The sequence below is a fragment of the Streptomyces sp. NPDC034084 genome (assembly GCF_055575535.1).
The window spans coordinates 331,835-346,811 of record NZ_JBVISK010000007.1 but is presented as its reverse complement, the minus strand read 5'-3'; the positions used below and the strand labels follow the sequence as shown (position 1 = coordinate 346,811).

The following is a 14,977-nucleotide window of genomic DNA, read 5'->3' as shown; positions in this document are numbered from 1 at the left end:
CGGAAGAGGGCACCTACCGTCATCCGGACCGCCGCTCGGCGGCAGTTCAAGGGTGAACGTGAGGTGTCCTCCATGCTGACCGTCCTCGGCTTCGCCATGATCGCGACCTTCCTGGTCCTGATCATGCTGAAGAAGATGTCGCCGATCGCGGCGCTCGTACTGATTCCCGCGCTGTTCTGCGTAGCGGTCGGGCAGGGGGCGCAGCTCGGCGAGTACGTCATCGAAGGCGTCGGCAAGCTGGCGCCGACCGCCGCGATGCTGATGTTCGCGATCGTCTACTTCGGCGTCATGATCGACGTCGGCCTCTTCGACCCGATCGTGCGGGGCATCCTGCGCTTCTGCAAGGCGGACCCCGTGCGGGTCGTCGTGGGTACGGCGGTGCTCGCCGCGATCGTCTCGCTGGACGGCGACGGCTCCACCACCTTCATGATCACCGTCTCGGCGATGTATCCGCTCTACAAGCGGCTCAAGATGAGCATGGTGGTCATGACGGGTGTCGCCGCCACGGCCAACGGCGTCATGAACACCCTTCCGTGGGGCGGCCCCACCGCCCGCGCCGCGACCGCGCTCAAGCTGGACGCCGCCGACATCTTCGTGCCGATGATCCCCGCGCTCGGCGCGGGCCTGCTCTTCGTCTTCGCCCTGGCGTACGTGCTCGGGCGTCGCGAGCGCAAGCGCATCGGCTACCTGACCCTCGACGAGGTCCTGGTCCCGGCGACCGACACGGTGCTGGTCACGGCGGGCGGCGGCACGGGCGGGGACGCGGACGCCGGCACGGGCGGGAGGGCGACGGGCTCCGGCGGCGGTGCCTCCGGTACGGTCGCCGTCGTCGGCTCCGGCGAGGGTGACGGGTTCCAGGGGCTCGACCCGAAGCGTGCGACGCTCCGTCCCCGGCTGTACTGGTTCAACGCCGGCCTCACGGTCGCGCTGCTCGCCGCGATGATCCTCGAACTGCTGCCGATCCCGGTGCTGTTCCTCCTCGGCGCCGCCCTCGCGCTCACCGTCAACTACCCGAAGATGGCCGAGCAGAAGGAGCGCGTCGCCGCTCACGCGGACAACGTCCTCAACGTCGCCGGCATGGTCTTCGCCGCCGCCGTCTTCACCGGCGTCCTCACCGGCACGGGCATGGTCAAGCACATGGCCGACTGGCTCGTGGGCGCGATCCCCGAGGGCATGGGCCCGCACATGGCCCTGGTCACCGGTGTGCTGAGCCTGCCCCTCACGTACTTCATGTCGAACGACGGCTTCTACTTCGGCGTGCTGCCCGTCCTCGCCGAGGCGGGCGCGGCCCACGGCGTGTCGCCCCTGGAGATCGCCCGGGCCTCGCTGGTCGGCCAGGCCCTGCACATGTCGAGCCCGCTGGTGCCCGCCGTGTACGTGCTCGTCGGCATGGCGAAGGTGGAGTTCGGCGACCACACCAGGTTCACGGTGAAGTGGGCCGCGCTGACCTCGCTGGTCGTGCTGGCGGCCGGGATCCTCTTCGGGATCATCTGAACCGGCCCGGAGCGCCCCGCCGTCACTCGTGACGGCGGGGAATGAGCCGGACGGGTGGAAGTCGGAGGGCGCACGCCGGGTCGCCACCCTCCGTGGCCATGTCGTGACAGATAGTCGGATTATCGCAGTAGCGCCCGATGTGCTCACGACTGGAGGACTTTCCACCATGACGACTCCCCCCACCCGCGCCCTGCTCCGCGCGACGCTCGCCACCCTGGCGCTCGGCGCCGTGACCCTCGGGGGCGCCCAGGCGGCCTTCGCCGCACCCGGCGACGACGGTGACGTCAAGGTTCACCAGTCGACCACGGCCGACAGCAGCCCGGTCAACGAGCCGCGCGTCGACTGCCCGTTCCGCCTCGCCGCCCTCAACTTCGACGGCCTGCCGAGCATCAACTACGAGATCTTCCCGCAGCCGGGCCGGCCGGGTAACCAGGACGACCCGGTGAGGGCCGGGACCGTCGTCCTCAACGCCAACGGCGACGGGGCCGCGGGACCGATCCGCCTGCCGGTCGGCATGTACAAGGTCGAGTGGACGTGGGAGGGCAAGCTCGGCGCCCCCAAGTCCAAGGTCTTCAACGTCATCTCCGCCTGCCAGGACAACGGTAACGGCGGCCCGGGCGGTGGCCCCGGCGGTCACGGCAGGCCCCCGCACGGTCCGGTCGGCGCCGGTGGCGGCGGCAGCGCGCAGCTCGCCGCCGAGGACTCCTCCGCGTTCGGCGTCGGGGCGGCCGTCGCCGCCGGCCTCGCCGGCACGGCCGGACTCGTCCTGATCCGCCGCTCGCGCCGCCGCGCCAATGGCGCCGCGTAGGTCCCGTCTCACCCGCAGGCAGCGGCGCCTGCTCCGGCTCACCAGGACCGTGGCCGCGACCGTGGTCCTGGTGGGCGGGAGCGCCTGGTGGGCCGGTGACGGGGAGCCGGCAGACCCGCCGCTCGCCTCCGGCCCGGCCGTCTCCGCGCCGCCCGCCTCCGGCCCCGCCGCCTCCGGCCGGGCCGGGGCGGCGGCCGGGGCGCCCGCCGCCCTGGAAAAGCCGAAGCTCCGGGCCGCGCCCAAGGCCAAGCCTTCGCCCCGGCCCGCACCGCCCCCCGCGCCGCTGGCCCGCTCACGCCCCGTCACCGTCGCCGTCCCGGCGATCACCGTCGAGGCCCCCGTGATCGAGCTCGGCCTCGACGCCACGGGCCGGCTCGGCACACCGCCCGCCGACGACCCGCGCGTCGTCGGCTGGTACGCCAAGGGGCCCACCCCCGGCGAGCGCGGGACCGCCGTCGTCGTCGGCCACCGCGACACCCGCACCGGGCCCGCCGTCTTCCTCAACCTCAACTCGCTCAGCGCCGGCAACACCGTCCGGGTCGCCCGCGCCGACGGGAAGGTCGCCGTCTTCACGGTCGACCGCGTCCGGACGTACGCCAAGAGCGACTTCCCCGACAAGGAGGTGTACGGAGCGAGCGGGCGGCCCGAACTCCGGCTCCTCACCTGCGGCGGGACCTTCGACCGCGGCAAGGGGTACGAGGCGAACATCGTGGTCTTCGCCCACCTCACCGAGCTCGCCCAGAAGATCTGATCCCCGGTTCTCGGGCCCGACGGGCCCGGCCGACCGTCCCGCACGCCCCTCGCACCACGGCACGCCCCGGCCGACGGACCCACCGGTCCGTCGGCCGGGGCGTGCCGTGGTGCGGGGTGAGGCCGGGCCATGGCACGCCGGAGCGGCTGCGCTCGGTCCGGGGCCGACGTCGCCCGCCCGCAAGGCGGTTTCCGCCAGTTCCCCGCCCGTACGCCTGTCCGGGACCGATGTGGACAGGTGCCGGGCCGGAGCGGCACGATCGAGCGGTGCCGTGGCGCTGCCGCCGGGTGAGACCTGGGGCACTCCCGCGGACCCTGGCGCCGAAAAACTAACGGCGCTAGTTTGGGTCGGGACCACGACCGCAGGCACGTGAGGAGACAGCGGATGAAGGCCCACGACGCGATGTACATCGGCGGGGAGTGGCGCCCCGCCTCCTCCACAAACACCATCCCGGTGATCGACCCGGCCGACGAGCAGGTCATCGCCCACGTCCCGGCGGGCAACGCCGAGGACGTCGACGCCGCCGTACGCGCCGCCCGTGCCGCGCTCCCCGGCTGGGCCGCCACCCCGCCCGCAGAGCGCGGAGCCAGGATCGCCGCCCTCCGCGACGCGCTCGCCGCCCGCGCGGAGGAGATCGCCGCCACGGTGACCGCCGAACTCGGCGCCCCGCCGCAGCTCGCCGCCGCCGTCCACGTCGGGCTGCCGGTCGCCGTCGCCGGCTCGTACGCCGAACTCGCCGCCACCCACCCCTTCGAGGAGAAGGTCGGCAACTCCACCGTCTACGCCGAGCCCGTGGGCGTCGTCGCCGCCATCACCCCCTGGAACTACCCGCTCCACCAGATCGTCGCCAAGGTCGCCCCGGCCCTCGCCGCCGGCTGCACCACGGTCCTCAAGCCCGCCGAGGACACCCCGCTCACCGCGCAGCTCTTCGCCGAGGCCGTCCACGAGGCCGGTCTGCCCGCCGGCGTCTTCAACCTGGTCACCGGCCTCGGCCCGATCGCCGGGCAGGCGCTCGCCGAGCACCCCGACGTGGACCTCGTCTCCTTCACCGGCTCCACCGCCGTCGGCCGCCGCATCGGCGCCCTGGCGGGCGGCGCGGTCAAGCGGGTCGCGCTCGAACTCGGCGGCAAGTCCGCCAACGTGATCCTGCCGAGCGCCGACCTCCCCAAGGCCGTCGCCGTCGGCATCGCCAACGTCATGTCCAACTCCGGCCAGACGTGCAGCGCCTGGACCCGGATGCTGGTCCCCGCCGACCGGTACGAGGAGGCGGTGGCGCTCGCCGCCGAGGCCGTCGCCAAGTACGTCCCCGGCGAGCGCGTCGGCCCCCTCGTCAACGCCAAGCAGCAGCAGCGCGTGCGCGGCTACATCGAGAAGGGGATCGAGGAGGGCGCCCGGCTCGTCGTCGGCGGCCCCGAGGCTCCGCGCGAGACCGGCTACTACGTCTCCCCGACCGTCTTCGCCGACGTCACCCCGGACATGACCATCGCCCAGGAGGAGATCTTCGGCCCGGTCGTCTCGCTCCTCCGGTACGAGGACGAGGCCGAGGCGCTCGCCATCGCCAACGGCACCGTCTACGGCCTCGCCGGCGCCGTCTGGGGCGAGCCCGAGGAGGCCGTCGCCTTCGCCCGCCGCATGGACACCGGCCAGGTCGACATCAACGGCGGCCGCTTCAACCCGCTGGCTCCCTTCGGCGGGTACAAGCAGTCCGGCGTCGGCCGGGAGCTCGGCGCCCACGGCCTCGCCGAGTACCTCCAGACCAAGTCCCTGCAGTTCTAGGCATTCCGAGGAGAGACGCGTGATCCGCGCCGCCGTCCTGCCCGCCGTCGGCTCTCCGCTGGAGATCACCGGCATCGAACTCCCCGAGCCCGGACCCGGCCAGGTCCGGATCCGGCTCGCCGCCGCCGGGGTCTGCCACTCCGACCTCTCCCTCTCCAACGGCACCATGCGCGTGCCCGTCCCGGCCGTCCTCGGCCACGAGGGAGCGGGCACCGTCGTCTCCGTCGGCGAGGGCGTCACCCACGTCGCCCCCGGCGACGGCGTCGTCCTCAACTGGGCGCCGTCCTGCGGCAGCTGCCACCCCTGCTCGCTCGGCGAGGTCTGGCTCTGCGCCGACGCCCTGACCGGCGCGGCCAACGTCCACGCCCGTACCGAGGACGGCACCGAGCTCCACCCCGGCCTCAACGTCGCCGCCTTCGCCGAGGAGACGGTCGTCGCCGCGAACTGCGTCCTGCCGGCCCCCGACGGCGTGCCGCTCACCGACGCGGCCCTGCTCGGCTGCGCGGTCCTCACCGGCTGGGGCGCGGTCCACCACTCCGCCCGGGTCCGCCAGGGCGAGACCGTCGCCGTCTTCGGCGTCGGCGGCGTGGGCCTCGCGACGCTCCAGGCCGCCCGGATCGCGGGCGCCTCGACGATCGTCGCCGTGGACGTCTCCCCGGAGAAGGAGGCACTGGCGCGGGCCGCCGGGGCCACCGAGTACGTCGTCGCCTCCGAGACCACGGCCAGGGAGATCCGGAAGCTGACCGGGGGTCAGGGCGTCGACGTGGCCGTCGAGTGCGTCGGCCGCGCCGTCACCATCCGGTCCGCGTGGGACTCCACCCGGCGCGGCGGCCGCACCACGGTCGTCGGCATCGGCGGCAAGGACCAGCAGGTCACCTTCAACGCGCTGGAACTCTTCCACTGGGGCCGCACCCTGGCCGGCTGCGTCTACGGCAACTCGAACCCGGCGGAGGACCTGCCGGTGCTCGCCGAGCACATCCGGGCCGGTCGCTTCGACCTCGGCGCCCTCGTCACGGAGCGGATCACCCTGGACGGCATCCCCGGCGCCTTCGAGAACATGCTCGCGGGCAAGGGCGGCCGGGCGCTGGTGGTCTTCGACTGACCCCACGCGGAGGCCCGTACCGCCCCACCGGCCGGTACGGGCCTCCGCGTGTCCGTCAGAGGTCCAGCACGAGACGCGGCCCGCACGACCGCCCCACGCAGATCATCATCGTCGTCCCCGAGGCCTTCTCCTCCTCGCTGAGGACCGAGTCGTGGTGCTCGGGCGTCCCGGCGATCACCTTCGTCTCACAGGTGCCGCACCAGCCCTCCTCACAGGAGTACGCGACACCCGGCACCACCTCCCGCACGGTGTCGAGCAGGCTTCGGCCGGACGCCACGCGCAGAGTCCGCCCGGTCCGCCGGAGCTCGACCTCGAACCCGCCCGACGCCGGGGCCACCTCGGAGGAGCCCGCACCGAACCGTTCCGTGTGCAGGGGACCCGGCCACCGCTCCTCCACCGCCCGCAGCAGCCCCTCCGGGCCGCAGCAGTACACGGCGGTCCTGGCGGGCAGCCCGGCCAGGACCCCGTCCAGATCGGGCAGTCCCGCCGTGTCCTGCGGGACGAGCGTGACGCCGGGGAGCCCGGCGAGCTCCTCGCGGTACGCCATGGACGCCAGGCTCCGGCCGCCGTACAGCAGGGACCACGAACCCGGCGGCAGCGAGCGGATCATCGGAAGCAGCGGGGTGATGCCGATGCCGCCCGCGACGAAGAGGTACCGCTCGGCGGGCACCAGCGGGAACCGGTTGAACGGGCCCCGGACGCCCAGGACCGTGCCCTCCGCGACGGAGGTGTGCACCTCCTCGGAGCCGCCCCGGCCCGCCGGTTCACGCAGCACCCCGAGCCGGTACGTGCTCCGGTCCGCCGGGTCGCCGCACAGCGAGTAGTGGCGGACCGCCCCGGACGGCAGGGTCACCTCCAGGTGGGCGCCCGGCTCCCACGGGGCGAGCTCGGCGCCCGACGGGTCGGCGAGCAGCAGCCCGAGGACGCCCTCGGCCTCCCGGACGACCGACCGGACTGTCAGTCGGACCATGGACATGGCATCACCTCGACGTCCGGGACGGCGGCAGCAGCGGCTCCGGCCACACCCGGCAGAGCACCCCGTACAGCACGGCGGCGACCACGAAGGAGGCCGGCAGACTCAGGTCCACCCCGCCCGTGAGGCGGGTCAACGGGCCGGTGTACAGCGGATTGTTGACCCACAGCACCCCCACGAAGGAGCCGGCCGCGAAGGCCGCCGCGGCCCTCGCGTTGACCCCGCCCGTGTACCAGTACCGCCCGCCGCCGCCCGTGGCGAACGCGCGCAGCGCCTCCGCGTCGTACCGGCCCCGGTGGAGGACGTAGCCCACCGAGAGCACGGCCGCCCACGGGGCCACGACCGTGAGCAGCAGCGTCACGAACGCCGACATCGCGTCCATGGCGTCGTACACCACGGCCCCGAGGTACAGCACGGCAGCCGCGAGCAGCGCGACCACCGTGGTCACGGCGGCCCGCGAGGAGCGCCAGAACACCGAGTTGGCGGACAGCCCGGCCGCGTACAGGCAGAGACCGGCCTGCGGCAGGGTGCCCGCGAAGCCGAAGACGACGACCGCGACCGCGAACCAGCCCGGCACCGCGTCCGTCAGCCCCTGCAGCCACGGCTCGTCGGGCACGGGGAAGAGGGTCGTCACGTACGCGCCGGTGAGCAGCGCCGCGAGACTGCTGAGGAACATCGAGATCCCGCTCGCCCGCACCACCCGGCCGGTGGGGGTGGTGGCCGGCATGTAACGGGTGTAGTCGCCCTGGAACGTGGCGTACGACAGGGGGACGGTCGCGGACGCCGTCGCCGCGAGCAGCCAGGTGTGCAGGGTGCTGTCGAGCGCCAGGGAGCCGTCCGCGTATCCGGAGTACCCCGCGTCGAACCGGGGGGCGAGCACGAGGGCGGTGCCGAGCAGGACCGCGCCGCCGGTGACCGCCGTGATCCGGTACGTGCGGACCAGCGTCTCGTGACCGCGCACGGCGACCAGCGCGACCGCCGCCGCCGTCACGAACATCGCGACGGTCAGCGCGCCCGGACCCGTCGGCGTGGACAGCAGCCGGTGCCCCGCGACCATCACGGCCGTGCCGCCCGTCCACACCGCGATCGCGAAGAACCCGAGCGCCGTCACCACCGTGATGACGTTGCCGACGACCCTGCCCCGCACCCCGAAGTGCGCCCCGCTCGCCACCGGATCGTTCGTGCCGGTGCGGACGCCGAACCGGGCGAGCGGCGCGAGCAGCGCCGTGCCGACGGCGACGCCCACCGCGATCGCGCTCGCCGACGCCCACCAGCCGAGTCCGAAGACCACGGGCAGCGCGCCGAGCACGACCGTGCCGAACGAGAACTGAGCGGACGGCCAGATCCAGCCGAAGTCGGCCGGCGTCGAGGTGCGCTCCGCCTCGGGCACCGGCGCGATGCCGTCGTGGTCGACCGCCGCACGGGGCGGCGTCACGCTGGACGCCGCCCCGGTCGGTGTGGTGGTCATGAGGCGCCCCCGGCGAGCTCCTCGGGACGGTCCTGACCGGGCAGCACGTCGACCACCCGGAGGGCGGCGCAGGCCGCCCCCGAGGTGCGCTCTCCGCTGGTCAGGTCGAAGGTCGTGTGGTGCAGGGGGCAGGTGATCCGCAGCCTGTCCCCGTCGACCCTGCCGTACTTGAGCCGGCCCCCGCGGTGGGGGCAGACGGCGGCCGCGAGGACCTTGCGGCCGCCGACCTCGACCAGGACCAGGTCCTCGGTCACCTGGCGGACGACGGGCTCGCCGGAGCCCCGCCGCCCGGCGGGCACGGCCGTCATGCGACCGTCTCCCGCGCCCGCGCGATCGCCGTCTCGGTGGCCTCGCCGACGATGTCGGAGGCCAGCCGCACGCCCGCCCAGATCTTCGCCAGGTCCGGCTCCTCGAGCGCCCGGATCGCCGTCCGCATGTGGTTGCTGTGGTACGCGTCGATGTACAGGTGCTCGGTGTAGTAGGCGTCGTTGACGATCCCGAGCCGCTTCGCCGCGCGGGCGAAGCTCTGGAAGGCGTACAGGACGCTGGTCTCGAAGTAGGCGTACGCCCCCAGGAAGTACTGGGGAGACGGCGCCCGGCTCGCCAGCCAGTGGAACATGTTGACGTACGCGTAGCACTCCGGGGCCGTCTCGTCGAGGTAGTCCTCGAGCCGCAGGCTCATGCCGAGCTCGGTGAGCAGGTCCCGGTAGAGCTGGGAGTGCGCCTTCTCCTCGTTGCCGCAGCCGAGTTCGTCGATGAGGACCCGGAAGACCGCCATCGCCGAGCGGTACGGCAGCCGGGGGACGACCGGGAGCAGCGACTCGGACTCGGTGAGCCCGTCGAGCGCGAACTGGCGTACGACCACCTTGAACTGGTCGAGCGTCGCGTGCTCGGCGAGGAAGATCGCGCTCTCGGGGAGCGCGGCCTCCTCCTCGGAGAGGAACTCCTTGAGCGCCTGGAGGAGTTCACCGGCCGAGCCGAAGGCGGGGGCGGAGGCCTCGTAGGCCCGCGCCTTCGGCAGGATCCACCGCTCCTCGATCGCGGTCATCGAGCCGTAGTCGCCGAGGTTGGGCACCCGGCGGTAGAGGGAGTGCAGCTCGCGCTGGGCGGTCGCGGCCGGGGCCGCGATCGAGTGCGCGGCGACCGGGACCGGAGAGCCGGCGGCGGGCGCGACGGGGGAGGCGGGGGTGGTGCTCATGCCGCCTTCGCCTCCTCGTGCGTGGTGGGGGAGCTGATCACGCCGCGCTCGTGCAGTTCCTTCTTGACCCACCGGTACCAGTCGTCGCGGAAGACGCCGTACTTCTCGCAGACGGTGTTGATCTCGGCCTGGCGGTCGGGCGTCGGGTCGACGAGCATCGCGTTGCACAGGGCGGGTTCGAGGTTGGCCAGCGGGCCGATGAAGCCCTGGATGCCGTGGGCGTCGACGAGGAGGTTCTCCCAGCCCTCGAAGACCGGGATGCCGGTGCCGGCCTCGGCCATCCTGCGGGTGAAGGCGGCGTCGCCGCTGGACTCCTTGATGCCGACGATCCCGGGGATCTCCTTGCAGATCCGGATCAGCGTCTCGAACTCGATCCGATTGCCCGACAGCGCCTCCTCGTTGTAGAGGAAGATCGGTATGTCGAGGGCCGCGCGGATCGCCCGGTAGTGGTCGACAATCTGGTCCTGCGTCACGTCTGCGCCGAACGGCGTGGTGACGACGACGGCGTCGGCGCCGATCTCGGCGGCGGTGCGCGCCCGGTCGATCACCGAGGCGGTGTCGGGGAGCTGGATCCCGGCGAGCACGGGGAGGCCGTCGGCGTGCTTGACCGTGTACGTGACGACGTCCTGCCACTGCCGGGCGTCGAGCTTCCAGCCCTCGCCGGAGGTCAGGGCCGGCATGAGGCCGGTGACCTCGCCCCGGATGTGGTCCAGGAGCCGGACGACGCTCTGCTCGTCGACGGTGCCGTGCTCGTCGAGGGGGGTGATCAGCGGGACGACGGTCCCGGAGTAGGTGTCAGGCATGAGTGCGGTGCCCTTCGGAATGTCTTCAGAGGGTGTCGGAGTCGACCTTCAGTACCAGCGAGCGCTGGTAGAGGTCCTCCAGGTACGCGGGGAACGAGGGCTCGGCGCCGGTGCCGAGCGGCACGACGGGCAGGCCGTCGGCCGCCTTGAGCAGCCGGGGGCTCGCGGTGTGCAGCACGCCCCCCCGGCCGATGACCTGGGCGAGGAGCAGGCGCTCGTGCGTGGGCAGTCCGTCGAACGCGGGGGTGGTGAAGGCCCGTCGGAGGTCGTCCTCGTCGTACGGGACCCGGTCGATGGCGAGGTCGGTGTGGAGGACGTCCATGAACGGGTAGTAGTCGTCCTGGACTCCCCGCTCGTAGCCCCACACGAGGTCGTCGCAGCGGCCGACCTGCTCCCAGTTCATGACGACCCGGCCGGCGTCCCCCGCGGCGAGACGGCCCGCGAAGAAGGACTTGGCGGCGACCCGGACGGAGTCGTCCTCGCTGTGCATGCCCATGAAGAGCGTGGCGTCGATGAACACCGTGGGGGTGTGATCAGTCGCCTCGGGCGCGCGCCCGGTCGTTTCGGGGGTGGCGTCAGACGGCATAGCGCTCGAGCACCTTCCGCATCCGCTCCATCGCGCCGGCGAACACCTCGGGCTCGCGGGCCAGGGCCAGGCGGACGAAGCGCTCGCCCTTCTCCTTGCTGTTCCAGTAGAAGAAGGTGCCCGGCAGGACGTACACCTCCTCGTCGAAGAGGACGGCCTGGAGCTGGGTGGCGGTCAGGTGCTCCGGCTTGATGCGGAACCAGGCGACGCTGGTGCCGACGACCGGCTCCTGGAACTCCAGGATGGTGCCGTCGAGGGCGGCGCGGGCGGCGTCGCCGTTGGTCTTGATGATGTCGCGGACGGAGGCGAAGCCGTCGGCGATGGAGTCCTCGATGTACTGCGTGACCATGTTGAGGACGAACGGCGAGACGTTCAGGAGGACGCTGGTGTGGAGGTTGTAGACCTCCTCCTGGATGTCCCGGCTGGCGGTGATCATGGCGCACTTGGCGTCCTGGATCGGCCAGGTCTTGCCGGTGTCCTCCATGACCATGTAGGTGACGCCGGACTCCTCCAGGAGCTTGTAGATGTCGACCCGGCCGATGCCCTCGTCGCAGAGCGCGAAGGAGGCGAAGCAGAAGTCCATCACCAGGACCTTGCCGTGGTCCACGCAGTAGCGGACGACCTCGCGGAAGCCCTCCAGCTTCTCGGCGAGCAGGGTGAACCCGGTGGGGTTGTTGGGGTCGACCAGGTAGATGGCGTCGGCGTCGATCGCCTCGACCAGGCGCTCGTAGATGGCGTCCTTGTCGTGCAGCACCGACTCGTCGACCGGCCCGAGCGGCACCTGCATGTTGCGCAGCAGGTCGACCAGGTTGTCGAAGCAGGGCTCCACCAGCTGCACCGACATGCCGCGCTGCTTGAGGAACATGCCGGCGACCATGGTGGAGACGCTGGCGGAGTACGAGAGGAGCGTGCGGTCCATCGCCCGGGCGGTGGGCTGCTGGTGCAGGCGGAAGAAGGCGTCGACGAACTGCCGCTCGAAGTGGGCCTGCTGCTTCGACTCGGACTCGTGCCACAGCTCGGGGAGCCGCGAGACGATCCGCTCCTGCGAGGCGGACTGCCGCTGGTGGGTGTGCGCGTCGGCCAGGTTGAACCGGGTCTTCAGGGCCTCGATCTCGTGCTGGGTGAGGTCGACGAAGGTGCTGACGTCTGCCTTGTCGGTCAACGACATGAAGATCTCCCGCTGTCGATACGAAACTCGTCCGGAATTCCGGCGGCGTGAACGACTGTAGGAGCTTCGAGCGCCCTTGCGAATAACGGCCGGGTCACGCAATTAATAATCATCGCGATGTTCTGCGGGAGAAAAAAGGGAACGACGGCCAGGCATTCCTCGAAAGGAATGCCTGACCGTCGCTCTCGTTATTCGGCCGCTTTTGGCTTCTTTTTGAACTATTCGGTGGCCGCCCGCAGCAGGATGTCCTCGAACACCTTCGGGTCGTCCGAGGCGATCACCGGCCAGCCGATGCCGTACGCGCCCTCCCAGCCCACCTCGATGCCGGGGTTGGCGTGGTCGGATCCGTCGGGCAGGAACAGGTGCGGGCTGCAGTTGATCCGGTCGCTCTTGGACAGCGCGGCCTGGTCGGCGAGCGCCCGGCGGGCCCGTCCGTCGTCCAGCGCCTCGGTGAGCGCGTCGACGTCGACGGCGCCGGTGTCCGCGGCCACGTCCAGGATCACCTTGCGGTGGCTGATGCAGCGGGACTCGGCCCAGAAGGCCTTGCGCAGGCCGAGGTCGAGCTGCTCCGAGGCGTTCAGGCTCTGCTCCTTGGCGGCGAGCACCGCCTCCAGGGCGGGCAGCGTCGTCGAGGGGTACAGCCAGTCCTTCGCCTGCCACAGCTGCCAGCCGGCGGCCGGTTCCAGGCTGGCCATCCGGGCGACCTCGCTGTCCGTGCCGGGGCGCGGGCTCGGGGCGTCGTTCAGCAGCTCCAGCGGGAAGGCGCGCAGGTCGAAGGAGACCTGCTCCTCCAGGCCGAGGCGGGCCCGGGTGGCGTGGAGGCGGTGGATGGCGATGTGCGCGAAGGAACACCAGATGTCGGAGAAGACGGTGACGACTCCGCGCGGCGGGGTCAGATCGGCGGTGGTCGGGTCGGACATGGTTCTCCTCTGTTCGGGTGCGCGGGCGGAGCGGTGCTCAGCCGGCGGCGGACTCGTGGGCGTCCAGCGCCGCCTCGAGGTCGAGGTCGGCGTCCGGCAGCCAGGCGGGCAGGGACGGGATGCGGGCCATCGCGGCGAAGAGCCGGGGTACGGCCGCCTCCTCGACGGTCGGTCCGTGGGCGCTGAGCAGCCGCGCGGGACGCAGCGCGGCCAGTTCGTGCACGGGCCGGAGGAACTTGGCCTCGTCGACGAGCGCGGTCCACGGGGCTATCGCACGGTTCAGGACCTCGAAGCCGTGGAAGAATTCTTCCTCGGAAAGGTCGGTGAAGTCCTGGCGAATTTCTTCGACGACGGTGCCGAAGCTGTCGGAGCTGTAGAGCGTGCCATCGGAGTGGTCGAACACGGCGAGGGTGCCGGGTGAATCGAAAGTGGGCGGCCGGTGAAAACTCAGCTCACGGTCGCCGACTTTCACGCGGCTTCCCGGGTTCGCGGTGACGACCCGTTCCTGCGGAATGCTGAACTCTTCCGATATTCGCGTCAGTGATATCGCGTTGGCGAGCACCTTCGCCTGCGGCGCGGCCTCCAGAATCCGGGCGAGGGCGCCGGTGTGGTCGCGGTCGTCGTGGGTGACGACGACCCAGCGCAGGTCGGCCGGGTCGATCAGGGACCAGAGGGAGTCCAGGAAGCCCTCCCGGTCGACGGGCATGCCGGTGTCCACGAGGAGCGGCTGTCCGGACCGTACGAGGAAGGCGTTCACCGGCTGGTCGCCGAGGCCGGGGATGGGCAGGGCCGAGGGGAGGACGTGGATGTCCGGCCCGGCGCTGTAGGACGTTTGCATGACGCACCTTTCGTGACGCACCAAGCGGGCCGGGCCCCCCGGGCGGGGGGCCCGGGGGAGGCGCCGGCCTCGGTCAGACGAGCTGGATGGTCAGGGAGCCGGCGATCAGCAGGGCGAGGCCCAGGGCGCGCGGCTTGGTCAGGGACCGCTGGGGGAGCTTGAACAGGCCCTTGTGGTCGATCAGCGCCGAGGTCAGCTGCTGTCCCGTCACGGTGAGGGCGATGGTCACGGCCGCGCCGATGGTGGGGATGAGCAGGAAGGTGCCGGTGACGTACGCGGCGGCGCAGGCGCCACCGAGCCAGCCCCACCAGGGCATCTTCTTCAGCGGGGCGATCTTGGGCTTCGGGGTCTTCCGGGTCGCGTAGAGCACGAGCAGGACGACGGCGATGGTGAAGGTCGCCACGGCGAAGCTGATCACGGCGACGGTGATGGGCTCCTTCAGCTGGGCGCGCAGCTGGGCGTTGACCGCGCCCTGCACGGGCAGCACACCGCCCGCCACGATGCCGAGGACGAGCCAGCCGACGCGGCCGGCGCTCGACATCTTGGGGGCGCCGGGAGGGGCCGCGGCCTTCATGCCCCGGATGATCACGACGATGCCTGCGAGGACGGCGAGGGCGCCGAGGACGATGCCGACGCTCAGGTCCTTCTGCTCCAGGCCGAGGAGGCCGAAGAGATCGAGGGCGAGCGAGGCGAACATCTGGCCGGTGACGAAGAGTCCGACGGCGGCGAGGGCGCCGAGCCGCGGGAACAACAGGATGCCGCTGGTGATGTAGAGGGGGCTGGCGAGTCCGCCGAGCAGCTGCCACCACTCCACGTCGGGCAGCTTGCCGAGCGCGCCGAGCGCACCGGCGGCCACCGCGAGCACGACGAGCAGCGTGGTGGCCACGCCGAGCTGGATGGTGGAGGCGCCGTACGGGGTGCCGACGGCCGAGTTGAGCTGGAGGTTCACCGAGGCCTGGACGGCCAGGAGGCAGCCGACCAGCAGGGCCGCGGCGAGGAGCGCGGTGTGCATCTGGATCTCCCTGGGGCGGGATGGCGAGCGGATAAGTGGACACTGAGTCCGTTTAGCATGCCATGCAACATGGCAAACGG

The 14,977-nt window shown here is 72.0% G+C and carries 15 protein-coding genes; 5 read left to right on the top strand and 10 right to left on the bottom strand.

Annotation, left to right across the window (positions count from 1 at the left end; genetic code table 11):
- Positions 1-72 precede the first annotated feature (72 nt).
- From ACZ51I_RS26445 to ACZ51I_RS26425, 5 genes are all read left to right on the top strand, one after another.
- Positions 73-1,494, top strand: a complete 1,422-nt coding sequence (locus ACZ51I_RS26445; RefSeq protein WP_468880396.1) for a CitMHS family transporter — start codon at positions 73-75, stop codon at positions 1,492-1,494.
- A 166-nt stretch (positions 1,495-1,660) separates the two neighbouring features.
- Positions 1,661-2,302, top strand: coding sequence for a hypothetical protein (locus ACZ51I_RS26440; protein ID WP_468880394.1), 642 nt, complete (start codon positions 1,661-1,663; stop codon positions 2,300-2,302).
- Positions 2,289-3,053, top strand: coding sequence for a class F sortase (locus ACZ51I_RS26435; RefSeq protein WP_468880392.1), 765 nt, complete (start codon positions 2,289-2,291; stop codon positions 3,051-3,053). The genes ACZ51I_RS26440 and ACZ51I_RS26435 overlap by 14 nt, the downstream gene beginning before the upstream one ends.
- 384 nt (positions 3,054-3,437) lie before the next feature.
- Entirely contained in the window at positions 3,438-4,829 is a 1,392-nt protein-coding gene (locus ACZ51I_RS26430) for an aldehyde dehydrogenase family protein (protein WP_468880389.1), read from the top strand.
- A 19-nt stretch (positions 4,830-4,848) separates the two neighbouring features.
- Positions 4,849-5,931, top strand: coding sequence for a Zn-dependent alcohol dehydrogenase (locus ACZ51I_RS26425; RefSeq protein WP_468880386.1), 1,083 nt, complete (start codon positions 4,849-4,851; stop codon positions 5,929-5,931).
- Positions 5,932-5,986: 55 nt separating this feature from the next.
- Here ACZ51I_RS26425 and ACZ51I_RS26420 read toward each other — a convergent pair whose 3' ends face one another.
- The 10 genes from ACZ51I_RS26420 to ACZ51I_RS26375 all read right to left on the bottom strand — a co-directional run bounded on the left by ACZ51I_RS26420 (position 5,987) and on the right by ACZ51I_RS26375 (position 14,897).
- A complete protein-coding gene (locus ACZ51I_RS26420) occupies positions 5,987-6,907 on the bottom strand; it encodes a PDR/VanB family oxidoreductase (protein WP_468880383.1) in 921 nt (306 codons plus the stop codon).
- A 4-nt stretch (positions 6,908-6,911) separates the two neighbouring features.
- Positions 6,912-8,372 (bottom strand): purine-cytosine permease family protein, encoded by a 1,461-nt coding sequence (locus ACZ51I_RS26415; protein ID WP_468880382.1) that lies wholly within the window; start codon positions 8,370-8,372, stop codon positions 6,912-6,914.
- Entirely contained in the window at positions 8,369-8,680 is a 312-nt protein-coding gene (locus ACZ51I_RS26410) for a Rieske (2Fe-2S) protein (RefSeq protein WP_468880380.1), read from the bottom strand. The genes ACZ51I_RS26415 and ACZ51I_RS26410 overlap by 4 nt, the downstream gene beginning before the upstream one ends.
- A complete protein-coding gene (locus ACZ51I_RS26405; protein WP_468880378.1) occupies positions 8,677-9,570 on the bottom strand; it encodes an iron-containing redox enzyme family protein in 894 nt (297 codons plus the stop codon). The genes ACZ51I_RS26410 and ACZ51I_RS26405 overlap by 4 nt, the downstream gene beginning before the upstream one ends.
- The gene (locus tag ACZ51I_RS26400) at positions 9,567-10,373 is read right to left on the bottom strand and encodes a dihydrodipicolinate synthase family protein (protein ID WP_468880376.1); all 807 of its coding nucleotides are present in this window, start codon (positions 10,371-10,373) and stop codon (positions 9,567-9,569) included. The genes ACZ51I_RS26405 and ACZ51I_RS26400 overlap by 4 nt, the downstream gene beginning before the upstream one ends.
- A gap of 25 nt (positions 10,374-10,398) precedes the next feature.
- Positions 10,399-10,959 (bottom strand): DUF6190 family protein, encoded by a 561-nt coding sequence (locus ACZ51I_RS26395; protein WP_468880373.1) that lies wholly within the window; start codon positions 10,957-10,959, stop codon positions 10,399-10,401.
- Positions 10,949-12,127: an aminotransferase class I/II-fold pyridoxal phosphate-dependent enzyme gene (locus ACZ51I_RS26390; RefSeq protein WP_468880370.1), complete on the bottom strand. Its 1,179-nt coding sequence runs from the start codon at positions 12,125-12,127 to the stop codon at positions 10,949-10,951. The genes ACZ51I_RS26395 and ACZ51I_RS26390 overlap by 11 nt, the downstream gene beginning before the upstream one ends.
- A gap of 218 nt (positions 12,128-12,345) precedes the next feature.
- Entirely contained in the window at positions 12,346-13,047 is a 702-nt protein-coding gene (locus ACZ51I_RS26385) for a DsbA family oxidoreductase (RefSeq protein ID WP_468880368.1), read from the bottom strand.
- Positions 13,048-13,084: 37 nt separating this feature from the next.
- A complete protein-coding gene (locus ACZ51I_RS26380) occupies positions 13,085-13,885 on the bottom strand; it encodes an MBL fold metallo-hydrolase (RefSeq protein WP_468880365.1) in 801 nt (266 codons plus the stop codon).
- Positions 13,886-13,958: 73 nt separating this feature from the next.
- Entirely contained in the window at positions 13,959-14,897 is a 939-nt protein-coding gene (locus tag ACZ51I_RS26375; protein ID WP_468880363.1) for a DMT family transporter, read from the bottom strand.
- Positions 14,898-14,977 lie beyond the last annotated feature (80 nt).